The sequence below is a fragment of the Bacillus mesophilum genome, from assembly GCF_008923265.1.
In the GTDB taxonomy this organism is placed as follows: domain Bacteria; phylum Bacillota; class Bacilli; order Bacillales; family Cytobacillaceae; genus Cytobacillus; species Cytobacillus mesophilum.
In genome coordinates, this window is sequence record NZ_WBOT01000006.1 from 224,740 (window position 1) to 245,785 (window position 21,046).

Genomic DNA, 21,046 nt, shown 5'->3' on the forward strand with positions numbered 1-21,046 from the left:
TTTCACAGCAGGATACGACGATAAACCAGGCATTAATAAAAAATAAAAAACTGCTGGCGTTTGTGCCAGCAGTTTTTTATTTTGAGTTTCGGTACTTATTTTTTCTATTGGATTATATAAGAGCGATGGTAGTATTTCATTTACGGATTTCTGGATCACGGGGGGTGTGATCAGCTGGTTTGGCGACACCGTTTACCATATATTAGTTTCCAGGGGTGTGTTTCTGCTGGTTCACGACACCATTAAGCATATTTTAGTTTCCAGGGGTGTCTTTCCGATCTTTTCGCGACACCATTTACCATATACTGGTTTATAGAAGGGTGTTTCCGCTCTTTTCGCGACAGTATTTACCATTTACTGGTTTTTAGTGGTGTGTTTCTGCTGTTTTCGCGACATCATTTACCAAATACTGGTTTACAGAAGGGTGTTTCCGCTCTTTTCTCAACACTATTTACCATATACTGGTTTACAGAAGGGTGTTTCCGCTCTTTTCGCGACACTATTTACCAAATAATGGTTTACAGAAGTGTATTTCCGCTTTTTTCTCGACACCATTTACCAGACTCTAATTTACAGTGGTGTATTTCCTCTGCTTTCACGAACCCATTTACCATATGTTTTTATACTCTATCTCAAATCAAACCCCTGTTTCTTCACAAATTCTTTCATATACATTCTTGTTTGTTTTTCAAGCATTTGAGCCATCTGGCCTGTCCATGTGTCTGATCTCTTTCCATCTGTCCGCTCCTGGTAGTATTCAGAGATGATCTCATCAAATATGGAAAGCTGCTTTTTATAGGCTTCCGTGTCTTGGTTATATTCATTTTCATGGTATATATGCTCAAAAGGCAATCGAGGCTTCTGCTCATTCTCTTTTTGTGGATAACCTACCGTCATGCCGAATAACGGAATAACTCGTTTAGGTGTTTTCAATAACTGTGATACTGCATCCAAATTATTGCGAATGCCGCCTATGTAGCAAATGCCAAGACCCATGGACTCGGCTGCAATTGCAGCATTTTGTGCTGCTAAAGCTGCGTCAATTAGAGCAACCATGAACTTTTCCGTACTTTCTATGGATGGCAAAACATCCTTCTTTTCAAGTTCCCCAATGAGCTCATGCCGATGCAGATCAGCACAAAATACAAAAAAGTGACCATTTTTTGCAACATATTCCTGTCCGCCAGCTAGGGCAGCAAGCTGGTCTTTCTTGTCTTGGTCTGTCACTCCGATAATGGAATACGCTTGAATAAAGCTGGAGGTTGAAGCTGCCTGTGCAGAGACAACAATCGCTTTAATTTGTTCTTCTGATAATGGCTTGTCCTCAAAAAAGCGAACAGAGCGGTGATTTTGAAGTAATTTAATTGTTTCATTCATGGGTCATGTTCCTCTCTTTTTTTAATAAGGATTTCCTCGAAAAGGATATAAACAAGACCTGAACAAATGCTCAGGTCTATTTTAAATGGATATAATCTTGTTGTCTCAGCGCCTCATAAATCAGGATGGCAGCTGTGTTGGATAAATTCAGCGAGCGGACATTATTATTCATCGGAATGCGCAGGGCACGATCTTTGTTACTTTCAATAACATCCTTTGGAAGGCCAGTCGTTTCTTTTCCGAAAATAAAATAATAATCTTTGCCCTGATCACTATAATCAAATGTGGAGTGTGGCTGTGTGCCAAACTTAGTTAAATAGAAGAACTCTCCGCCTTCACTTTGTTTATAAAAATCATCTAATGAATCGTGATAAACAATATTTACAAATTCCCAGTAATCAAGTCCTGCGCGCTTCAGCATTTTATCGTCTGTTGAAAATCCAAGCGGACGAATCAAATGCAGTGTTGTGTCTGTCGCTGCACAAGTACGGGCAATATTGCCGGTGTTTGCCGGGATTTCTGGCTGATAGAGTACAATATGTAGTGCCATGTCTTTCACCTCTAAAAATATGTCTGATTCATTATATCACTTTGAAAGAAAAATTTTAAACTTCTAGTTCTGATCGTCAATGGAAAAAAATTTATATTTTATGTTCGGTGTATAAGCAGTGGAATCCTCATATGCCCAATAGCGCATACGGCTATTTGTGGTATGAGCATTAACGAGCGGCATTCCATCAGCATCTTTTCCTGTCACAATCGTAGTATGATCAAAACGGCCATCTCCCTGGAAGTCATAGCAGATGACATCTCCAAGCAGCAATTGCTCTGGAGCCGCTGTTTCCTTCGCTTGAAGACCCGCGTTTGAGCCAGGCAAATGCCAGCGCATGGCATTTGCTACCGTCCAGCTATAGCTCCAATTATTGTTTTGCATCCACCATCCCTTTCCTCTATTCGGATAGCCTCTCATCGGAGCACCGCCAGCATGCAGACATTGGGAAATATAATTTGTGCAATCAACATCAAAGCTTTTATAGGCAGGGTTATAGCTATTCCACCATGTTTCAGCATATTGAACGGCCTTCAAACGATCATAATGAAATTTCAGCCTAACATCAGCTTCTCCGCCCTCCTGAAGATCATTCAGCATACTTTGCTTTTGATAATCCGGCTCAATCTCTTTATCATCAACAAGCACACCTTTATAAAACTCAGCCTCCCGCTCTTCCACCTCTTCTTCTATATATAAGGAGGACTTTTGTTTAATTAAGTATTGGAAATGAGCACGATATCGCACAAGCTCTGTTTCATTTTCTCCTTGTTCTTTTTTTATAATCGCCCCTGTTGCTTTCGCTTTAACGATTTCAGCATTCCTGCGCTGCAGGCCGCCTATCTTACGCTCAACTTTTAAATCCGCTGAATTAGAGAGCCTTTCAAATGATACATATTCTCCAACCATATTCTCTAAATGTTTCTGTAATTGGTCTCTCACTGTGCATCTCTCCCTTCCTTTTATACTTATGAAGGAAAAGTCATTTTCACAATAAAAAAATGAGAGGACATGCCTCTCATCTCAATAAAAATATTTAAAGCTGACAAAGAACGCACATCTGTAGCTCCAGACCTTTAGGAGCTAGACACTTCAAAGAAATCTTTACAAAAAAGAAAGTCCTTTTTGGATTTCTTCCAAGGCTTCCGGATCCTTCTCGGTTGTTAGAGCCTTTTCTAATTCCTGCTTCGCCTTTTCTCCGCCAATCTTTCCTAAAGCCCACGCACTCGTGCCGCGAATAACAGGACGGGGATCTGTAAACATCAGGTCACTTAAATCATCAACGGCTGTTTCATCTTTAAAATGAGCTAGAGCAAGAATAGCATTACGCTGAATTGGTTTCTTTCCGCGCCATGAGCCTGACATGCGCCCAAATCTTTGCTTAAACTCCTTGTTGCTCATTTTTAAAATAGGCTTTAACAGTGGCTTTACGTCTTCTGAATTAGGCTCCATTTCAGGGTGAAAATGAAAGTCTTTGCCTTTATTTTCAGGACACACGGTTTGGCATGTATCACAGCCATAGATGCGATTGCCCAATTCTTCCCTAAATTCATCCGGCATAAAGCCTTTTGTTTGTGTAAGGAAGGCAATGCAGCGCTGAGCATTCAGCTGACCCGGATTCACCAAGGCTCCAGTCGGACAGGCATCCATGCATTTTGTGCACGTACCGCAGCGATCCTCAATCGGCTTATCCGGTGCAAACGGAATGTTCGTAATGATTTCCCCTAAATATACATAGGAGCCAAATTCTGGTGTGATGATGGAACAATTCTTTCCAGTCCAGCCGATTCCCGCTCTTTCAGCAACCGCCCGATCGACAAGCTCACCCGTGTCGACCATAAATTTAAATCGGGCATCCGGCACTTTCTCAGCGATATAGTCCTGCAGCTGCTGCAGACGATTCCTTAAGATATGATGATAATCTTCTCCCCAAGACGCCCTGCAGAAAATGCCTCTTCTTTCCCCTTTTTTCCCTGCAACCCGCTCCCTCATTTTAGAAGGGTAGGCAAGAGCGATTGAAATAATCGATTGGGGTTTATCCAAAAGCAATGCAGGTGTAACTCTCTTATCCAAGTCAGGTTCTTCAAAGCCGGAATGATAATTCAGTTCAATTTGCTTCATTAATATATTTTTTAAACCAGTAAAGGTATTGGCTGTTGTAAAGCCGATTTTATCAATCCCGATTGACTGGCTGTATTGAATAATATCTTGTTTTAATTCTTCTACTTTCATGCAGTACACCAACTCACTTACCTTTTAATGAAAAAATCATTATTCTTATGATAAACTATTTCTAATCTATTTTGGAGGTGGAAACATTGGAAATTAGCATTTCACCTGAATTGAGCACATTAATCCCTCAATTTAAAATCGGCGTGATTACATACCATGATATTCAAGTTGGCCAATCTCCGCAAATGGTAAAAGGCCGTTTGCAATTATTTCAGGAGTCGCTTTACTTTGATTATGAGGATAAAAAAGTCACCGAGATTGAAGCAATTCAGGAATGGCGTCAGATTTTTAAAGCTTGCGGGAAGGATCCTAACCGCTATCGGCATTCCGCTGAAGCACTTTACAGACGAGTCTTAAAACAAAACTATCTGCAATCTGTGCATAGTGCGATTGATTTGAATAATTTCTTTTCGCTAAAATATCAAGTGCCTATCGGAATTTACGATGCAGACAAGCTATCTGGTGGAGTCCAAATTCGACTTGGTGAGGAGAATGAATCCTATATCGGTTTAAATGGAAGGGAAAACTCTGTCCACCGATTACTTGTCGCAGCAGATGATTCTGGTCCATTTGGCAGTCCATTCGTGGATTCAGAACGAACGGCTGTCACAGAAGAAACCGTCAATGCGCTGCAAGTTATTTTTCTTCGCCCATCTATTATGGTAGAAGAAGCCGAAGAAATGACAGTGTCTTTGAAGGATATGTTCCTTCAAGTGCATGGAGGTACTGCTGAGGTCCGCATAATTGATTAATATGGTAGAGAGCGTTCCGTCTGCTGCTTAGCAGGCGGGCGCTTTTTGTGCTGAGCGTGGTTTTTGCGTTTGGCGGATATACGGCGGATAACTTTCGTCTAACAGCATATTCCCGCTGCTTCTGGGCTCATATCTCCTAAAAAACAGAACCCTTCTCCAGCCAAAATGGCCTCACTTTTAATGACAACACATTTTTAAACATGAAAAAACGCAACATTTCGTTCTTATAGAAACGGAACACTGCGTTGGCTATGTATGGAGCGGGTGAAGGGAATCGAACCCTCATCATCAGCTTGGAAGGCTGAGGTTTTACCACTAAACTACACCCGCATTATAATAAATCCTTATAATTTCATTTCGATCTTACGAAATGTCATGCCTCTTTCTCTGCTAGCTCAATCGAGAAGTTAATGCGTCGAGGCAACTCGCAGATGTTTCATGGATGTTTCGCTCGTGGCTGAGGTTTTACCACTAAACTACACCCGCAATATAATAAAATAATATGTTTTCAATCTCAAAATAGAACCTGCAAAATCTATCGAATTTTGTCGAATAATCCTGCTCACTACTTTTATTATTCTAGTATATTTATACTCTATCGTCAACAGGTTTTTCATTTTTCTTTAACAAATGTTTAATTAAATCTTAATAAACACACAACATTTAATAACATTTTTACATAAATACTTCTAATAGACTAGTATTTTTAACCTAACACTCCTTTAATTACTAATATTAATAGACTATAATACTCATAACGGCAAATCAATTGAAAGATTGAGACGCAAAGCCACAGGTCTAAGGCGCAAGCTATGACAGCTGGGTTACCGTAATTACTTTCTATTTAGAAACTAATCGTAAAGGAGAGATTGACCATGGTCAAAAAGACCTTGTATTCCGTATGTTTTGCATTTCTGATCCTCACAATTATCAGCTCCTCTGCTCTTGCAGCCGAAAAGAAGGATTCAGCTTATCAAGAAACCTACCAGAATCTGCTGAATTCCTTTAAAAACTATCAAACTGCTGCTACATTTCCTTCTCAATCTTTTTCATACAAAGAAGTTGGCGAAGTCATCAATGACATATTAGCAGATCATCCTGAAATCTTTTATTTCCAGCACAAAAATACACTGATTTATTCAAACGGTAAAATTAAAATCAGTTACAAATACCCTATATCCCAAATCAAAACGATGGTCAGCAAACAAGAAAAGCTGATTAACTCCATATTAAAAGAGACAATCCAACCGAAGGATTCAGATTTTGATAAAGTAAAAGCGATTCACGATTATATTGTTTTAAATACAGCTTATGACTGGACAAACTATCAAAATGGAACCGTTCCTGACAGCTCGTATACACCTTATGGTTTAATGGTTGATGGAATTGCCGTTTGTGAAGGCTACGCTAAAACGATGCAGCTGCTATTAGATCGTGCTGGTATTGAGAACGAATATATAGCAGGAACAGCTAACGGCGGTCCACATGCTTGGAATATGGTAAAAGTAGATCATCACTATTATTATGTTGACGCCACCTGGAATGATCCTGTCCCAAATCAGGATGATCAAGTAAGCTATAAATATTTTCTTGTAGACGCTAAGACATTGAGAAAAGATCATGTTTGGAATGAAAAGCAATATCCATCGGCAGCAAGCACTAAATATGCCTACTTTCAGGAGCTTCAATCTGTGCAAGAAATGGGAGACTATTTCTATTACTCTAACAGTAAAGATCAGGACAAGCTTTACCGCATGAAAAAGGACGGTACAGGCAAAACAAAGCTGATCAATGCACGAGCACCTTATTTTGTCATCACACACAACAAAATTTACTTCAGCAACTATTCAAATGGCGGATATTTGTATAAAGCAACACTAGCAGGCAAACACGCTAAACCTATTAATAAAGTACATTCAATCAATCTTTTCATCGACCAAAACAAGCTATACTATACGAATAAAAAAACAAATAAACAAACTTCCATTAAAATGAATTAAATAGAAAACGGGATGGCACACAATGGCCATCCCGTTTTTTTCTATAAATCACCTGCTCCTCCGCTCTACCAAATTGATCCCTAATCCCATTCCGACAATCCCGATTAAAAGCATAATTAGCAGTGACATCGTTATGTCAGCCAACCCAGCATCATAAAAAATGACATTCATGATGGCATCCATGGCATGGGCCATTGGGAATAGATCCGCGACAAACAGCAGTACTGGATTAGAAATCGTTCCTGGCATCATATAGGATCCACTAATTAGAGGAATTAGCGGAATGATGGACGGATAAATTGCATAAAACTGTTCTGGTGTTTTTACAAATCCAGTAATCAGCATAGCAATGCTGATCATGCTGAATACAAACAGAGCAGATGCGAGTATGATCAGCCAAAACTGATTTCCAAGATCATACTTCAGCACATATTTAAACAATAATAGTACGGCAACAATCTGAAACATGGAGATAAAGAAACTATACAAGATGTAACCTGTATACATTTTGGTCTTGCTGATCGGTGCAAGAATCATACGGTCCCAAACACCGGATACCTTATCATGTGTTACATTATTCACTCTAAAGCCAAGAATAAAGGTGGCAATTAAGAGAGTAAAAGCAAACATTAACTGAGTCCGCATGTTATAGTCTGTCATCTTTTCATTATTAAGCCCGACCTTTTCCATTTGAACAGGACCTGCTTGCAAGTACTTTTCAACATCATCTCTTGTTAGTTCATTTCCTTCTATATCTGTAATCGCACTTATTTCCGCTTCTCTCTGAAACACAGAATGAACATGCTGCTGCATATATGACACATCTGTAATTTCATCACTGGTGATGATCTTATAATCATTTTCCATTAACTTTACAGCAGAATCTATATTGCCTTCTTCCAAATCTTCTTTTACCTGAGCCGAATCAGCAATAGTAAATTGCAAGGAGTCATCAGTATTCAGCAGCTTTTCCCATTTCTTTTCGATTTGGTCAGCATTTGCTTCTTCACTATAAATGACAAACGAGGAGGGCGAGTTAGCACCGCCAGTAAAAATGACGGTGGCCAGAACACTGCCTGCTATTAACAGAAATAAGAATAAGGGCACTCGCCGATCCTTTGCAAATTGCGCCCATATAACAGATCTCATCATTTTGCATTCCCCCTTTTCGGATACAGCAGGATTCCAATAACGACAAGAAGCAGAAAGAATCCTACTAGCAGCAGACCAGGAAGTAAAATAGAAGATACTGTTTCATTTTGCACCCAATCTGTATAGATAACTAGCGCAAGTCCATTTGGTGTCCATTCCCCTATTTGCTGAAGCCAGTTCGGCAAAATATAGACTGGAACAAAGCCGCCACCGATTGCTCCTAAAATGATCACCACAAACATAAATAAACCATTTGCAGCATCAATATTTTTCACTCTTAATGAAACAGAAGTAAAAGCGGCAGATAGACCGGCAATGGATAAAGCAATTAACGTAATTATGATAATTAATCCTGCCCAAAATGAAGCAGAACGGTCAGGGAACACATCTAATAGGAAATTGGAGGTGAGAAGCACGAATAATAACTGAAACCAAGCTAAACAAAAGGTTGAGACCATCTTCCCCATTAAAAATTGTGTTGGATGTGCATTCGATATATATATTCTATTTACAACTTGCTGTCTGATTTCTTCACCCGTTTTGATCGCTACTGTTGCTGCTAGAAACAAAGCGAAAAGCCCCCCCATGGTTACTGCATAATATTGTGCAATAGTAAGTGTAAAAGGTGTATGAGTCTCAACTGTCTCAACCCCTCCTTGCGGCGCATGCACAACGGCGTTTTCAGATCCTTCAACCTTTGAAAGAGCAAACTGATAATTCAATTGGTCGATAAACCCATTAATTAGATTAAATAAGATGTTATTTTCATTTGTATTGTTTTCCAGCTTAAAGCGCAACTGGGCTGCCGGAGCTTCGCCTGTGATCGAAGAATATAGCGTTTGTGCTGTATACCCGTCTGGTATCACAAGAATACCGTCCAGTTCGCCATCCTCAACTCTTTGATTGGCTTCATCCTCATTCATTTTCTGAACAGTCACAAAGTCTTTTATTTCTTCACTATTAAAATAGGCAAACAATTGATCCACAGGCTGCAATGCATACATATTTTCTGAAACAGCCAGAGCATTCGCTTCTGTAAAAGATGCCTCATTTACCAGCTTTTCCTGTAAAACCGTCATGGCTTCCTCTTGTTCGTCCTGATTCACAATCCCCAAGTGCAAATCCAATGGATTATCTTCATCGTCACTCATAACCCCAGAAAGAGCAAAATTCAACACGATAATAAGTAAAACCGGGAGCAGCAGTGCGATAAGTGTTTCTTTGCGATCACGCCAGAAAATTAACAAATCTTTTTTAATAAAATGATTCATTGTGCCACTCCCTCCTAATCTCTTAAAGTGCGTCCTGTTAAATGTAAAAAGACATCTTCAAGGCTTGGTGTTTCTGTATGAAAATTAACGATCTGCAGATGATGTTTCTCAGCAAGATGAACGAGATTGATAATAAGATTAGTGCCCTTTTTGGCAATAATTTTTAATTGCAGATTTGCTGCTTCTACCTTGCTGATTCCTTCCATTTCCCTTACTTCCTGAATAAACGCATCATCTAAATGGTTCAACTCTACTTTGTTAGTAACCTCTGAAGATAAAATACTGAGTAACTCAAGTTTTGTTCCAGCAGCAATGACGGCACCATGATCCATAATGTATAAACGATCACATAGCTGTTCAACTTCCTCCATATAATGACTTGTATATAGAATAGTAGTGCCCTTCTCTTTATTCAGATTTCTGACTGTTTCTAGGATGTGGTTCCGCGATTGAGGGTCAATTCCTACGGTTGGTTCATCGAGAATGAGAATTTCCGGCTCATGCAGCAGTGCCGCCGCAATATTTATTCTTCGCTTCATGCCGCCCGAAAACGTTTTGACAATGCCTTTTTGGCGATCCTTCAGCCCAACCATTTCAAGAGCATCCTGAATTCGATTCTCCAGCTTCTGTCCTTTCAAATTATAAATGGAGCCAAAAAAGCGTAAATTTTCATATGCGGAAAGCTCCTGATATAAAGCAATTTCCTGGGGAACTACGCCTAATACCTTGCGAAGTTCATCTGGTTTCCCAAGCGTATTTACCCCATTTAATTTAATCTCACCGCTGGTCGGCTTTAATAATGTAGACATCATTGAAATAGTTGTTGATTTTCCGGCTCCGTTTGGACCTAATAAACCGACTGATTCACCCTGATCTAAATATAAATTAACGTTTTGCACGGCTTTATTTCCTTTAAATGATTTGCTTAAATCAACTGTCTCAAGCATCTGACTTCCTCCTTTATATGGCTTTAATAGGCACTGGCACCATTTTGGCAACAGCCTTGCTGCTCTTGATATATCTAAGTTTAGAATAAAAAAACCAGCGTCAATACTGACCCTGGTCATTGAAGGAAAAGGACATTGTTACTTTAGTCATTTTTTCTTTTTAGCATCGTGTTTTGCCGTAGTGCATAGTCTGATTTTGTGTTTCTGTGCCAAAATTTGGTTAATCATAGTTTTTTTATAAAATTCGTCCGATTTTTATAGTTTTCAGTCGAGTATTAATTGGTCTCTTATAAAAACTTTTCGCTTCCGAGCAAAAAAATTCGGTTTCCTATCAAAATATTTCAGTTTCCTATCAAACAAACCCGCTTTCCTATCAAAATACTTCAGGTTCCTATCAAAATACTTCAGGTTCCCTTCAAACGAACCCGTTTTCCTATCAAACACAGCCCTGCAAGCACCTTACACCACCCAAATACAGTTAACTCATACAAGCCTGCTTCGAATCGCATAAATCGCCAGCTGGGTCCGGTCTCTTAGTTCTAATTTATCCAATATATGACTGATCTGATTTTTAACCGTACCAACTGATAATCCTAAGCGATCGGCAATCTCCTTATTGTTTAAGCCTTCGCCAATGCATTTTAAGATGCCTCTTTCTCTTGGTGTTAAGTCAGGATGTACGGGTTGATCCTGTTCATTTTGCAGCAGTGCAGGCACTACTTTGGCCGCAACCTGCCCTTCCAGTGAAAGGGCGCCTTTTACCGAGTCTTTAATGGCTCTCAGCAGAGATTCAGTATCTCCATTTTTGAGCATATATCCGCTGACGCCAAGTTTTAAGGCATCCATTACATACTGCTCGTCATCAAACGTTGTAAGCATCAGGATTTTCATTTGCGGAAATCTCATCCTGATGATCTTTGCTGCTTCAATTCCATCCATCTCAGGCATACGGATATCCAGGATCGCTACATCAAAATGATGTTTTTCACATAACTCAACCGCTTCCTTTCCATTCCCTGCCTCACCTTTTACTTTCACTTCCGGATCCGTTTCAATCATGGCTCTTAACCCTTGCCGTACCATCACTTGATCTTCTGCTAACACTACCTTTATCATCTTTTTCCACTCCGATCAGTCAAACGAATAACGCCTCTTAGCATAAATTCTCTGTCATTGTTTTCGACCTCTAAAATACCGCCAACGTTCTCCAGACGTTCTCTCATTGCTTTCAGGCCGTATCCTTCTTCGAAATAAACTTTCCCGGCTGTGACATTCGATACCTCAAAGCGGAAAATACTGCCGCCTGGTGATTCAAACAGCACCTGTGCATCCTTTGTATGTGCATGCTTCATGATATTTGTAAGTCCCTCCTGCACTGCCCGGTATATGGCAAAGGATTGTTCTCCTGTTAGCGGAGCAGCAAAGGCGCCATGTTTTACAATGAAATTTATTTTCATAAAGCTTTCTAATTCTAATTTGCGGATGAGCCGAATGACACCTTGTAATCCTCCGACTTCTCTTCCTTTGAAGGATCGTACAGCTCTTCTCGTCTCTTCCAGACTTTGCTGTGCAAGCTCCTTTAATGCGGCAATTTTCTCTTTATCCTTTTCTTCAGCACTTAACCGGAACACTTCAAACTGCATGACTAGCGCTGTTAGTTTATGCCCAACTGAATCATGAATTTCATGACCAATTTGCATTCGCTCATCTTTTCTAGTCTGCTCTTCCTCTGTCACAAGCAGTCTTTTCATTCTGCGATATTCATGCTGCAGGGCATCATTTCTCTCCTGCACTTCAGAAACTTTTCTATGTAATGTTTGATAATAAAGGAGAGCGCAAATCACTAGTAAATATATGAGGCCATACCAAGCAAAACTTCCTGCTGTAGACTGTATCTGTAAAAAAGTAAAATATGCTCCTCCGCTTATAATCGCAATAATAAGAATACTTTTCAGACGCGATAAGTAAAAGACAGCTTCAGCCATTATCAATATATGTATTAAGAGTATATAGCGGGGAAAACCATCACCATCTGGGTAGAAAATAAGTAAGCTTAAAATCCCTTGCACACCAAAAATGGCAGTTTGCAGCCATTCCCTGTCCTTAAAGAGAGGCAAAATAAATACCAGCAGTAAAAAGAAAGAAACACTGCCAATTTGCCATTCATTTAAGAATGGGTATAAGTCATTGAAGGTAAAAATCCAGACAATACAGTGAAAGGCTAACCAAATTAAATACGTTTTTTTCATCTCAGGGCTCCCAAAATTGTCATTCTATTTACCATAATTATACTCGTAATGAATGGCTAAAGCACTCTCTTATTGAAAATGAAAAAACATCATCGTAAAAAAGCTTCCAACCTGTCTTACATATGCAGACAAATTGAAAGCTTAAAGGAATTATGCAAATATTTGATAAAACAGCGGCAGCAAAATGGATGTCAGAATGGCGGCGACGCTCATCGCCACACTCGCAGCTGCGCCTTGGAGACTGCCCTCATTTAACGCCTGACTTGTTCCGATCCCATGCGAGACTGTCCCCATCCCTAGACCCCTTGCAAGCGGATCATGAATACGGAAAAAATTTAATATAGTTGAGCCCATTATGGCACCGGTAATTCCAGAAGCGACAACAAAGGTAGCCGCTAAGGTAGGATCTCCTTCTAAAATTTTCACTGTATCTATCGCTACCGGGGTCGTAATTGCCTTAACAGCTGAGGCTGTTTGAATCGTCTCTGAGAGATGCAGCATCTTGGAAAGACTCACTGCAGCAATGATGGTCGAACAGGTTCCGATCAGGATACCGCATATGACATTCCAAAACTTCTCTCTGATGATCTCCCGGTGCATATACATCGGAACCGCAAGTGCTACTGTTGCTGGTCCTAGCAAATAGGTAATGATGCTTTTGGACGTGCCATATTGATCATACGAAATATCAAATAATAAGAAAAAAATAATCATAAAAGCAGATGCTGTTACAAGAGGTATCGTTAATGGAGATGGAAATTTTTCAGCGAATTTTCTTGCTGCTATGTATACTGCAACAGTCAGGCATAAACTAAACAGCGTCAGAGTGTTCATGTTCCTTCACTACCTCCCTCTCTCTTTTTGATAGAAACTGTGATGCAGCACCTGTTGCAATCATACCTATTAGCGTACTTGCCATAATCATAACAAGCAGCTGAATACCGCTTGCTTTGATTAAATCACCATAAGACATCAGCCCGATGACAAAAGGCAAAAACAAGAAGGTCAGATGTTTTGTTAAAAAAAGTGCACCTTTTTCAATTAATTTTAAAGAGATGATTTTCTTGGACAAAGCAAAATATAAAAGCAGCATTCCTAAAACACTTCCCGGAATCGGCAAGTGCAGCAAAGAGACGATATATTGTGAGCCAATATAAATGAGCCATAGTATTAGGATTTGCCCTAGAAACATTACTGCATTTTTCATGTTTAGACATCCTTCCATAAGACATACCTGTTTGTAAATGTAATAAAGCTTACCCGTGAGCTATAAAACTTCATTCTTAAAACAAATAAAATACCTAAAGCCGAAGAAAATTCATTTCCTTCTCACACTTTTAGGTATTTTCCTATCTTTTCTTAAATGATAACTATTTTACAGATATAATCCATCTGCTTCAATAGCCAATTTAAAATTCACTGCAGCAGCTAAAAAACACAAAAGAATACCTAAAGAGGGAAGCAAAGCTTCTTCCTCCACTAGGTATCCTCCTTGATCGGCTAGAGATTTTCTCCGTTTTCAGCTATTACTTCTTTATACCAATGATAGCTTTTTTTCTTGATTCTTCGCAGATCCTTCTCGTCATCTTCTTCCCGGTTGACATAAACAAAGCCATAGCGTTTTTGATAGCCGTTCAGCCAGCTTAACAGATCTGTGAATGACCATGCACAGTAACCAAGCACTTCCACTCCATCACTCATTGCATCCTGGATTGCCTGGATATGTGATTTTAAATAATCGATGCGGTAATCATCATTCACAACATCGCCTTCTTCAAGTGCATCAAATTCTCCTAAGCCGTTTTCAGTAATGAGAACCGGAAGCTGATAGCGAGTCGCAATTCTGCGCAGACCAATACGCAGTCCCTGCGGATCAATATCCCAATCCCAGTTTGTGCTTTCTACATGAGGATTGTTTGTTGTTTTAAACATTCCAGGCATACCAGAATGCTTCGTGGAGCCTTTTTTGCCTGTTACATTTTTAACACCGATATCAACACCGCCATCTTTCGGGTTCTCTTCAACGGTTGTTGTACGGTAATAGTTTACACCCATAAAATCCGGTTTTGCAGATGCCAATAACTCGAAATCTCCTTCTTCAATCTCTGGAGCCAATCCGTTTTCCTCTAAGAACTTCCAAGCTGTAACTGGATAGCGTCCCCATGCGTACATATCCATCCAGTAATAATTATTTAAATCCTCACTGTTCTCAAACGCCAAAATGTTCTGCGGATTCGAATCAACAGGATAATAAGGCTTGTAGGCAAAGCTTGGTCCTATTTTGCCATCTGGCACATATTTACGGAAAGATTGAATCACTTTAGCATTCGCTAAGTTAGCAATATGATTCGCTGCATACATTCTCTTGCGGTCTTTCACTGCCGGAGGATGAAGTGCTGTTTCATAGCCATAGCTGATAAAATAATTTTGCTCATTTAAGGAGATCCAATATTTTACACGATCTCCGTAACGCTTGTATAGAGTAATGGCATATTCATTAAAATCTTCAATGACCTGTCTGGATTCCCAGCCGCCATATTGATCCATTAGGGATTGCGGAATATCCCAGTGATAAAGGGTAATCATTGGCTCAATATTGTATTTTAACAGCTCATCAATTAAGTCATCATAGAATTGAAGTCCTTTTTCATTGACTTCTCCGTTTCCTGTTGGATAAATTCGGCTCCATGCAATGGAGAAACGATATGTTTTCAATCCCTGTTCAGCCATTAATGCGACATCTTCTTTGTAGCGATTGTAATGGTCCACTGCCACATCGCCATTGGTGCCTTTGTATGTTACACCCTCATTGCGGACAAAGACATCCCATACAGAAGGGCCTTTGCCGTCCTTATCCCAAGCTCCTTCTACCTGATAAGCCGCTGAAGCTGCTCCCCATAAAAAATCTTTTGGAAATGGTGTTTTTTTGTTGTGTTCCATAATGTCCTCCTTTATTCAAATAACGATTGGCCGTTTGTCTTGATCACTTGCTGGTACCAGCCAAAGCTTTTCTTTTTCGTTCGCTTTAGTGTTCCTTGTCCATCATTATCTTTGTCAACATGAATGAAGCCATACCTTTTTTTCATTTCGCCTGTTCCGGCACTGACAATATCAATGGGTCCCCACCAGGTATAACCGATAATGTCACAGCCATCTTTAATAGCTTCATGAAGCTGCACTAAATGCTTTTTAATATAATTGATTCTTTCATCGTCAGCAATTTCGCCCTGATCATTCCATTCGTCACTGCCGCCAAAGCCATTTTCTACAATAAAGAGCGGAATTTCATAGCGATCATACAATTCATTGCAGACATATCTCAAGCCAAGAGGATCAATTGGCCAGCCCCATTCTGTCTTTTCTAAATACGGGTTGTCTTTTCCAATAATGCCTCCTGTATTCCCGAGGATTTTCATGCCTGCCTCATGAGTGGAGCTGCGATAATAGCTGAAGCCAAGATAATCGACAGTGTTTTCCTCTATCAGCTCTAAATCACCATCCATCATCCTCACTTCGATCTGATGCTCATTCCAAATCCGCTTTGCATATGCCGGATACGTTCCGCGAATCATCACATCAGAGTAAAACAGTGATCTTCTTCTAAGCTGATAGGATTCAAACACCGACTCTGGGTGACATGTATGCGGATATATTGGGCTTAACGAAAGCATGGCTCCCATTAAAGCATCTGGACGAATTTCTTTTAAGTGCTTAGCCGCTTTGGCAGCTGCCACAAACACATGATGTGACGCCTGATAAATGTCCTGAAGCTTAGTTTCTTCATTACGAATAAGAATGCCGCCAGCTGCTAATGGAATCGTGTGAAAATGGTTGATTTCATTAAAATTCATCCAATACTTCACTTTGTCCTTGTACCGTTTAAAGATCGTAACAGCATAACGTTCATAAAAATCTATCAGCTTGCGGTTTGTCCAGCCGCCATATTTTGTTATTAAGTTTAAAGGGATTTCGAAATGTGAAATCGTAATAACTGGTTCAATCCCATTTTTCAATAATTCATCAAAAAGCGAATCATAAAATTGCAATCCTTTTTCATTCGGCTGTTCATCGTCCCCATTTGGAAAAATACGCGACCAGGCAATGGATGTACGGAAGCATTTTAAGCCTGCTTCTGCAAATAAAGCAATATCCTCTTTATAATGATGATAAAAGTCGATAGCCTTATGGCTTGCATAATAATGACCATCTATTACTTCTCCATCAAACGTCCCCCCAACGATTCCATTACGAATAACATCGCTTATCGCAGGACCTTTTCCATCCTCATTCCAAGCGCCTTCCGCTTGGTTGGCAGCTATTGCACCTCCCCAGAGAAAGTTCTCCGGGAAGTGTGATTGATTCGGTTTCACATGGATCAGCTCCTAAACTTCATTATTTTACAATTTCACTGCTGTTAAAAGCACATCATTGTTTGAAACAGCAGATTGCTCTGTTTCGATTACATCTGAATAATCATTTGAATTTGTAATGATAATTGGTGTTGTCAGCTCATAACCCGCTTTTTCAATCGCTTCAATATCAAACTCTGTTAATAATTGCCCTTCTTGCACTATGTCGCCCTGATTGATATGAGCTGTAAAATGCTGGCCATCCAGTTTCACTGTATCAAGGCCAACGTGAATGAGAACTTCTGTGCCATCATCTGCTGTTAAGCCAATGGCATGTTTTGTGTGGAACAAAGTCGTTACTGTACCTGTTACGGGCGCAAACACTTTTCCATGAGCAGGGATAATGGCTACACCTTGCCCCATTGCACCAGTTGAAAAAGCCTGATCATTCACTTCTTTTAAAGGAACGACTTTTCCGCTCATTGGTGATTTTACAATAGAACGATTACTATCTAGTTTGTTAATTTGTGGCTGTGGTTTTTCTTTTTCATCACTAGCTGGTGTTCCTTCATCAAATCCTAAAATATACGTAAGTGCTGCTGTGAGAACAAAGGCAATGGTAATACTGATAATGTAATAAGCAAATGTGTCAGTCATAAAGGCTGGCAATGTTGTCAGAGCCGGGAATACGTATGCCATAACTGTTGTATTCATCGCGCCTGCAAAGGCTCCACCAATCGTTCCTCCGATAACAGCTGCAATCATTGGTCGTTTTAAGCGCACCGATAATCCATACACGATTGGTTCTGTTACACCTGCTAATAGAGCTGGAGCTAAAGATGAAAGTGCTAATGATTTAAGTTTCTTATCTTTTGCTTTCAGGAAGACACCAAATGCTACACCAGCTTGTGCAAATGTTGCATTTGCTACTGGCGGACGAATGGTATCATACCCTGTTTGAGTTAAATTCTGAAGCATCGCTGGTACAATGCCCCAGTGAATTCCAAACATAACAAGGAATGTCCAGCCTGCACCGATAATCGCACCTGTTAACATACCGCTTGTGTTACTCATCATATCAATACCTGTAGCAATTCCATCACCTACATAAACGCCAAATGGTCCAATAAGACCTGCTGTAAGAGGTACCATTACTAATAATGAAATCATCGGAACGGCAAACATTTGAATGACTTTTGGAATAACTTTGTTTAAGAACTTTTCTAGGTAAGAGTATAACCAGATTGCTAAGATAGCTGGAATGATTTGACCGCTATAACTCATTAGAACGATTGGCAATCCGGCAAAATCAACAATATCTCCAACTTCCTGCATTAGTCCTGTGAATTTCGGCTCCATTAGTGCACCCATTATCGCTAATGAAACGAATGTATTCACCCCATACGTTTTTGCAGCCGATACAGCTAGAGCCAGCGGGAAGAAGTAAAATACTGCGTTAGCTGCAGCACTTAAAATTAAATACGTACTTCCTTCTTCTGACATGCCAAAATAGGTTGTGAAGATAACAAGAAGGGCCTTCAGCATACCGGATCCGGCTAAAGTTGGTACGATCGGCGTAATAATGCTCGACATAATGTTGAACAAGCGGGCAATAGGATTACTAGTCTTCTTTTCACTTTCCTGACTCGAAGATGTAGCGGCACTGTCAACGTTATATTGATCAGTAATCGCCTTATACACTTCTGCTACATGGTTTCCAATGACAACCTGATGCTGTCCATTGCTATAAAGCACAGATACAACACCATCTAACTGCTCAAGATCCTTTTTATTTAATTTATTTCCGTTTTTTAGTTTAAAACGAAGTCTTGTCATACAGTGATAAACGCTGTCTACATTGTTTTCACCGCCGACACCTTCGACAATGGATTGTGCTAATTGTTTGTAATCAGCCATTGTGATAAACCCCCTAATATATTTTTATAATATAAAAAAAGGCATAACACTGGATGTATAAACAAGACTGGTATCAGCCTTGAAACATCACAGGTTATGCCTTTTCAGTAACACCCTGTTTTCATCATTAAATTATTTTCCTCCACGTGATGTAACACGGGAGATGTGAAGTACAAGATAAACCATTTCTGCATGTGTAATTTGCATGCCAAAACCATTTTTCACATATGTTTCAATTCTCTTCACACATTCAAATGCTTCTGGATATTTATGCTGAACTTGGATGAACAGGTCATCATCCTGTTCATCAATTCGGTCCTTTGATAGGATTCTCTGTGCAAAAAACTTTAAATGAGTAACCAATCTGCCATAATTCCAAGAATCTTCATCAAATTCCATTTTAAAATAGTATTTAATAATGCCTAATATGTCTTGAACAATCTTGGTCATCTTTAATGTTTTGTCTATTTCATTGCCTTCAACCTGCGTGTTAACTAAATGCATGGCGATAAAACCTGCTTCATCTTCATTAAAGGCCACGCCTGTTTTTTCTTTTATAATTTCTAAAGCTTTTAACCCGACTTCAAACTCAGATTTATAAAACTTCTTTGCTTCCCATAAAAGAACGTTTACAATTTTCTCGCCTTTTTTATATCTTGAAATCGCATAATAGATATGGTCAGTGAGCGTGAGCAATGTATAGTCGCTGATTGAAACGTTTAATTTCTCTCTGGCATAATCTAAAATTTCCTGTGTTATTTCAACATATTCAACAGGTATTTCTTTTAATAAATTCGCCATTTGCAGAGATAAGTCACTTGTTTGCAAGGTAAACACTTTACTTGCCTTTGACTGATCAATAGGGTCGCCCGGCTTTAGCTTAAAAGCAATGCCAGTGCCAAAGACAACAACTTCACGGTGATCTTCTGTCTTAGCCAAAACCACGTTATTATTTAAAGCTTTTTTTAACTTCACACGATCGCTCCTTTCCTCAAGAATAGAGTGCCGAATCTTCGTTATTTCATTCTTATAATCAAAAAACCTGAATCAATCTCAAATAAAACTAGAGTCCTAGTCCTATCTAGATTAATTCAGGTTATGCCTTGTATAAGTAACACCCTGATATCATTAAGTTGTAAGAGTAAAGCGTTTTCTTGTTTATAGTGAAATAATAATATAAAAGATTAGAATCGTCAAATATTTTTTTCTAAATACAACTAGCAATAAAAGCGCCTAGGAAATTATTCAGATATAGGTATATAACCAGGGCAAATATCTTTGAGCTGAATATGTTGTGAATGTATTCATAATAAATAAGACCATGATGGAGGATCTCAAGTGAACAACCCTTATACACAGATGGTTTACCCAAGACAGATGGAAGCATCAATGCAGCCGAAGCAAGTAATTGTTGTCGAACCTTATGTTTACACTGCGGTCAGTTCTTTAGTTGGAAAACGTGCAGTTGTAGAAACATCCCGAGGCAGCGTATCAGGGACAGTTCTTGATGCAAAGATTGATCACATCGCCATTCAAGAAGCTGAATCAACCTTCTTTATCCGCCTTTGTGAAATCGTTTGGATTATGCCGGAATAATTAGAAATGCGGAAGGCGCTCGCCCAGGGACGACAAGCTTAAGATGGGCCAGGTGAAAGGTTGCTCTTTAACCTTTTAACTGGATCAGCTTAAGACCTCGAGTCCCTAGCGCCTGGAGCTAGACAGAGATCCACTTGCAATTGACTTACTCACAATGAATTTATCCTAGTATTATATAACAAGAAAAATTCTGAGGAGATGAAAATATGTACCGCCAAAACATGCAGCCCATGAACATGATGCAGCAGCCTGAACAAGTAATCGTGGTGGAGCCATTTGTATATAATGCAGCAAGCTCCCTAGTTGGAAAAAGAGCTGTCATTGAAACATCCAGAGGAAGAATTTCAGGTAGTGTAATCGATGTTAAACCAGATCATATTGCCCTTCAAGAGCGCGATTCAACGTTCTTTGTTCGCCTATGCGAAGTGGTTTGGATTATGCCGGATACGACTCGTTAACAGATCTTTCATTCATACCTTTATTTTAAGGAAATAGAAAAGGACCTTAATGGGTCTTTTTCTATTTCCTTATTATCTTCATAATTCAAAAGAAAAAGGGTCTCATCAAATATGTCCCAGATTCTTCCGTAAAAAAAATTAAGTGTATTTATATGTTCTAAGAGAAAGATCATTTATCTCCTTCTACTTTGTAAAT

General features: G+C 39.5%; 19 protein-coding genes, 1 tRNA gene and 1 riboswitch. Of the genes, 4 read left to right on the plus strand and 16 right to left on the minus strand.

The genetic code is table 11. The annotated features are described in order from the left end of the window. Positions 1-627: 627 nt before the first annotated feature. The 4 genes from nfsA to queG form a co-directional block, all read right to left on the minus strand. Positions 628-1,377 carry an oxygen-insensitive NADPH nitroreductase gene (gene nfsA / locus F7732_RS17850; RefSeq protein ID WP_151575454.1) on the minus strand — a complete coding sequence of 250 codons (750 nt, stop codon included), beginning with the start codon at positions 1,375-1,377 and terminating at the stop codon, positions 628-630. A 76-nt stretch (positions 1,378-1,453) separates the two neighbouring features. Beyond that, on the minus strand, positions 1,454-1,927 hold the full coding sequence (gene trmL / locus F7732_RS17855) for a tRNA (uridine(34)/cytosine(34)/5-carboxymethylaminomethyluridine(34)-2'-O)-methyltransferase TrmL (RefSeq protein WP_151575455.1): 474 nt from the start codon (positions 1,925-1,927) through the stop codon (positions 1,454-1,456). Positions 1,928-1,990: 63 nt separating this feature from the next. Then, positions 1,991-2,869: an amidase domain-containing protein gene (locus F7732_RS17860; RefSeq protein ID WP_151575456.1), complete on the minus strand. Its 879-nt coding sequence runs from the start codon at positions 2,867-2,869 to the stop codon at positions 1,991-1,993. A gap of 162 nt (positions 2,870-3,031) precedes the next feature. Next, entirely contained in the window at positions 3,032-4,159 is a 1,128-nt protein-coding gene (gene queG / locus F7732_RS17865; RefSeq protein WP_151575457.1) for a tRNA epoxyqueuosine(34) reductase QueG, read from the minus strand. An 86-nt stretch (positions 4,160-4,245) separates the two neighbouring features. On the opposite strand from queG, the gene F7732_RS17870 reads away from it, so the two are divergent. Continuing rightward, a complete protein-coding gene (locus tag F7732_RS17870) occupies positions 4,246-4,911 on the plus strand; it encodes a B3/B4 domain-containing protein (RefSeq protein WP_151575458.1) in 666 nt (221 codons plus the stop codon). Positions 4,912-5,167: 256 nt separating this feature from the next. On the opposite strand, the gene F7732_RS17875 is transcribed toward F7732_RS17870, so the two are convergent. After that, positions 5,168-5,241, minus strand: a tRNA-Gly gene (locus F7732_RS17875). A gap of 419 nt (positions 5,242-5,660) precedes the next feature. Next, positions 5,661-5,743, plus strand: a riboswitch (cyclic di-GMP riboswitch). A 43-nt stretch (positions 5,744-5,786) separates the two neighbouring features. Here F7732_RS17875 and F7732_RS17880 point away from each other — a divergent pair. Beyond that, positions 5,787-6,911, plus strand: coding sequence for a DUF5050 domain-containing protein (locus F7732_RS17880; RefSeq protein WP_151575459.1), 1,125 nt, complete (start codon positions 5,787-5,789; stop codon positions 6,909-6,911). Positions 6,912-6,959: 48 nt separating this feature from the next. Here the strand turns inward: F7732_RS17880 and F7732_RS17885 are convergent, their stop codons facing one another. The 11 genes from F7732_RS17885 to licT form a co-directional block, all read right to left on the minus strand. Beyond that, positions 6,960-8,063 (minus strand): ABC transporter permease, encoded by a 1,104-nt coding sequence (locus F7732_RS17885; protein WP_240056678.1) that lies wholly within the window; start codon positions 8,061-8,063, stop codon positions 6,960-6,962. Further along, on the minus strand, positions 8,060-9,334 hold the full coding sequence (locus F7732_RS17890) for an ABC transporter permease (protein WP_151575460.1): 1,275 nt from the start codon (positions 9,332-9,334) through the stop codon (positions 8,060-8,062). The genes F7732_RS17885 and F7732_RS17890 overlap by 4 nt, the downstream gene beginning before the upstream one ends. A 14-nt stretch (positions 9,335-9,348) precedes the next feature. Next, the gene (locus F7732_RS17895; protein WP_151575461.1) at positions 9,349-10,281 is read right to left on the minus strand and encodes an ABC transporter ATP-binding protein; all 933 of its coding nucleotides are present in this window, start codon (positions 10,279-10,281) and stop codon (positions 9,349-9,351) included. 483 nt (positions 10,282-10,764) lie between these two features. After that, positions 10,765-11,397 carry a response regulator gene (locus tag F7732_RS17900; protein WP_151575462.1) on the minus strand — a complete coding sequence of 211 codons (633 nt, stop codon included), beginning with the start codon at positions 11,395-11,397 and terminating at the stop codon, positions 10,765-10,767. Continuing rightward, positions 11,394-12,530 carry a sensor histidine kinase gene (locus F7732_RS17905; protein WP_151575463.1) on the minus strand — a complete coding sequence of 379 codons (1,137 nt, stop codon included), beginning with the start codon at positions 12,528-12,530 and terminating at the stop codon, positions 11,394-11,396. Before F7732_RS17905 ends, F7732_RS17900 begins: the two co-directional genes overlap by 4 nt. Positions 12,531-12,680: 150 nt before the next feature. Then, positions 12,681-13,364 (minus strand): LrgB family protein, encoded by a 684-nt coding sequence (locus F7732_RS17910; protein WP_151575464.1) that lies wholly within the window; start codon positions 13,362-13,364, stop codon positions 12,681-12,683. Then, positions 13,342-13,737: a CidA/LrgA family protein gene (locus F7732_RS17915; RefSeq protein ID WP_151575465.1), complete on the minus strand. Its 396-nt coding sequence runs from the start codon at positions 13,735-13,737 to the stop codon at positions 13,342-13,344. The genes F7732_RS17910 and F7732_RS17915 overlap by 23 nt, the downstream gene beginning before the upstream one ends. A gap of 293 nt (positions 13,738-14,030) precedes the next feature. After that, positions 14,031-15,470, minus strand: coding sequence for a glycoside hydrolase family 1 protein (locus F7732_RS17920; RefSeq protein WP_151575466.1), 1,440 nt, complete (start codon positions 15,468-15,470; stop codon positions 14,031-14,033). Between the two features lie 11 nt (positions 15,471-15,481). Further along, a complete protein-coding gene (locus tag F7732_RS17925; RefSeq protein ID WP_151575467.1) occupies positions 15,482-16,900 on the minus strand; it encodes a glycoside hydrolase family 1 protein in 1,419 nt (472 codons plus the stop codon). Between the two features lie 27 nt (positions 16,901-16,927). Then, positions 16,928-18,796, minus strand: a complete 1,869-nt coding sequence (locus tag F7732_RS17930; protein WP_151575468.1) for a beta-glucoside-specific PTS transporter subunit IIABC — start codon at positions 18,794-18,796, stop codon at positions 16,928-16,930. A gap of 132 nt (positions 18,797-18,928) precedes the next feature. Continuing rightward, positions 18,929-19,771 carry a BglG family transcription antiterminator LicT gene (licT, locus tag F7732_RS17935; protein ID WP_151575469.1) on the minus strand — a complete coding sequence of 281 codons (843 nt, stop codon included), beginning with the start codon at positions 19,769-19,771 and terminating at the stop codon, positions 18,929-18,931. Between the two features lie 363 nt (positions 19,772-20,134). Here licT and F7732_RS17940 point away from each other — a divergent pair, with 363 nt between their 5' ends. Together F7732_RS17940 and F7732_RS17945 are read left to right on the plus strand one after the other, a co-directional pair. Beyond that, the gene (locus F7732_RS17940) at positions 20,135-20,392 is read left to right on the plus strand and encodes a DUF2642 domain-containing protein (RefSeq protein WP_240056679.1); all 258 of its coding nucleotides are present in this window, start codon (positions 20,135-20,137) and stop codon (positions 20,390-20,392) included. Between the two features lie 206 nt (positions 20,393-20,598). Further along, positions 20,599-20,850 (plus strand): DUF2642 domain-containing protein, encoded by a 252-nt coding sequence (locus tag F7732_RS17945; RefSeq protein WP_066448283.1) that lies wholly within the window; start codon positions 20,599-20,601, stop codon positions 20,848-20,850. The last annotated feature ends 196 nt before the right edge of the window (positions 20,851-21,046 follow it).

Coding starts and splice junctions, on each gene's coding strand:
- nfsA (WP_151575454.1), bottom strand. CDS start 1,377: ATGAATGAAACAATTAAATTACTTCAAAATCACCGCTCTGTTCGCTTT.
- trmL (WP_151575455.1), bottom strand. CDS start 1,927: ATGGCACTACATATTGTACTCTATCAGCCAGAAATCCCGGCAAACACC.
- queG (WP_151575457.1), bottom strand. CDS start 4,159: ATGAAAGTAGAAGAATTAAAACAAGATATTATTCAATACAGCCAGTCA.
- F7732_RS17880 (WP_151575459.1), top strand. CDS start 5,787: ATGGTCAAAAAGACCTTGTATTCCGTATGTTTTGCATTTCTGATCCTC.
- F7732_RS17885 (WP_240056678.1), bottom strand. CDS start 8,063: ATGATGAGATCTGTTATATGGGCGCAATTTGCAAAGGATCGGCGAGTG.
- F7732_RS17890 (WP_151575460.1), bottom strand. CDS start 9,334: ATGAATCATTTTATTAAAAAAGATTTGTTAATTTTCTGGCGTGATCGC.
- F7732_RS17895 (WP_151575461.1), bottom strand. CDS start 10,281: ATGCTTGAGACAGTTGATTTAAGCAAATCATTTAAAGGAAATAAAGCC.
- F7732_RS17900 (WP_151575462.1), bottom strand. CDS start 11,397: ATGATAAAGGTAGTGTTAGCAGAAGATCAAGTGATGGTACGGCAAGGG.
- F7732_RS17905 (WP_151575463.1), bottom strand. CDS start 12,530: ATGAAAAAAACGTATTTAATTTGGTTAGCCTTTCACTGTATTGTCTGG.
- F7732_RS17910 (WP_151575464.1), bottom strand. CDS start 13,364: ATGAACACTCTGACGCTGTTTAGTTTATGCCTGACTGTTGCAGTATAC.
- F7732_RS17915 (WP_151575465.1), bottom strand. CDS start 13,737: ATGAAAAATGCAGTAATGTTTCTAGGGCAAATCCTAATACTATGGCTC.
- F7732_RS17920 (WP_151575466.1), bottom strand. CDS start 15,470: ATGGAACACAACAAAAAAACACCATTTCCAAAAGATTTTTTATGGGGA.
- F7732_RS17930 (WP_151575468.1), bottom strand. CDS start 18,796: ATGGCTGATTACAAACAATTAGCACAATCCATTGTCGAAGGTGTCGGC.
- F7732_RS17945 (WP_066448283.1), top strand. CDS start 20,599: ATGTACCGCCAAAACATGCAGCCCATGAACATGATGCAGCAGCCTGAA.